Annotated in this window: 1 protein-coding gene and 1 pseudogene; one reads left to right on the top strand and one right to left on the bottom strand. The window is 74.8% G+C overall.

Going from position 1 to position 1,817, the window contains the following annotated elements; translation table 11 throughout:
- Positions 1 to 155: 155 nt before the first annotated feature.
- Positions 156 to 1,253: an RNA polymerase sigma factor SigF gene (locus G3I42_RS03095; RefSeq protein ID WP_164282307.1), complete on the top strand. Its 1,098-nt coding sequence runs from the start codon at positions 156 to 158 to the stop codon at positions 1,251 to 1,253.
- 88 nt (positions 1,254 to 1,341) lie between these two features.
- Here G3I42_RS03095 and G3I42_RS03090 read toward each other — a convergent pair.
- Positions 1,342 to 1,817: pseudogene (locus G3I42_RS03090) on the bottom strand (hypothetical protein); the annotation flags it as partial.

Raw genomic sequence — 1,817 nt, 5'->3', positions numbered from 1 at the left:
CGGCCACACCGGCCGGTCCCCCGCGGACCGGCCGGGCTCCGGGCCCGGTGGGCGGCGGCCCCGGCGCGAAGGCGCCCGGGGCGAGCGACCGCGGACGGGGGAACGAGCGAGGGGGTCTTCCTGACCCCAGGGACGCGGTGGAGCGGGCGGGACGAATGAGCGAGCAGGAGCACCCGCAGGGGGAGCGCAAGCCGGACGACACGGGGCGGGCCCCGTCGTCGGCCGGGCAGCCGGTACGGGGCGAGGCGCCCGTGGGGCCCGTACGGGACGAAGCCGCCACCGACGCGGCCCCACCCGTACCCGAGAACACCGCGCCGCGCGAAGACGTCGCGCAGGACGAGGACATCGCGTCGCGCGAAACCGTCGCGCAGGACGAGGACGTCGCACCGTACGACGCCGCGCCGCACGACGACGCCGCGCCGCACGACGAGAAGACCGTGCCCGACGACGCGGCTGCCGGTCGGGCGGGGCATCACCGGGTCCGCAGCGCGCGGGAGAACGAGGACCGCAGCGAGGCGCGGGCGCTCTTCGTGCGGCTGCGCACGCTGGAGCCGGAGTCGGCGGCGTACGCGGAGCTGCGCAACCAGCTCGTACGGATGCACCTGCCGCTCGTGGAGCACCTCGCGCGGCGTTTCCGCAACCGCGGCGAGCCGCTCGACGACCTCACGCAGGTCGCGACGATCGGCCTGATCAAGTCGGTGGACCGCTTCGATCCCGAGCGCGGCGTCGAGTTCTCCACGTACGCGACCCCGACCGTCGTCGGCGAGATCAAGCGGCACTTCAGGGACAAGGGCTGGGCGGTACGCGTGCCGCGCCGGCTCCAGGAGCTGCGGCTCTCGCTCACCTCGGCGACGGCGGAGCTGTCGCAGCAGCACGGCCGCTCGCCGACGGTGTACGAGCTGGCGCAGCGGCTCTCCATCTCCGAGGAGGAGGTGCTCGAAGGGCTGGAGTCCGCGAACGCCTACAGCACGCTCTCGCTCGACGTCCCCGACACCGACGACGAGTCGCCCGCGGTCGCCGACACGCTCGGCGCGGAGGACGAGGCGCTGGAGGGCGTCGAGTACCGCGAGTCGCTCAAGCCGCTCCTGGAGGACCTGCCGCCGCGCGAGAAGCGGATTCTGCTGCTGCGGTTCTTCGGGAACATGACGCAGTCGCAGATCGCCCAGGAGGTCGGCATCTCCCAGATGCACGTCTCGCGCCTGCTCGCCCGCACGCTGGCCCAGCTCCGCGACAAACTCCTCGTGGAGGAGTGAGCGGACGACCGCCGCACGGCGTACGGCCGGGGCGTCGTCCGACGACGACGCGTCCGCCCTGGACCCCGTGTTGCCGCAGGGGCCGCCCTCACACCTTTCCGATGCCCAGCGTGTTCTCCGCCGGCAGCAGTCCGGAACCGATCATCGTGAGCCACGGGGTCGCGAGCAGGTCGGTCAGGCGGGTCGTGGACGCGGTGCCGAGCGCCTGCCAGGGGGCTGCGGCGAGGGTGTCGGTGCGGTGCTCGATCTCCGCGCGCAGGGCACGGCCCCGGTCGGTCGCCGTGCCGTCGGGGGCGACGAGGCCGCGGTCCCTCAGACGGCCCGTCGCCTCCTGCCACGCCGACTCACTCCAGCCGCGCGAGGCGAAGACCGCGCGGGGCGCCGCGCCGATCGAGGCGAAGGTGACGAGGGCCTCGATGCCGTCGAGCCCCGCCGCGACGAGGGCGGCCACGTGGCCGTCGCCCCGGTGTTCGCGCAGGATCGTCGCGGCCTGCCAGAGCTGGAGGTGCGGGGCATCGGGCCAGGACAGCGCGCCGTTCGCGGCGGCGAGCGGGCGGCCCGCGG

Origin of the sequence: Streptomyces sp. SID11385 (assembly GCF_010548245.1) — a bacterium.
Taxonomy (GTDB): domain Bacteria; phylum Actinomycetota; class Actinomycetes; order Streptomycetales; family Streptomycetaceae; genus Streptomyces.
This window is presented reverse-complemented; position numbering and strand designations above follow the sequence as displayed.

What these genes read in the sequence shown, in the direction of transcription:
- G3I42_RS03095 (WP_164282307.1), top strand. Translation starts at nt 156, where the DNA reads ATGAGCGAGCAGGAGCACCCGCAGGGGGAGCGCAAGCCGGACGACACG.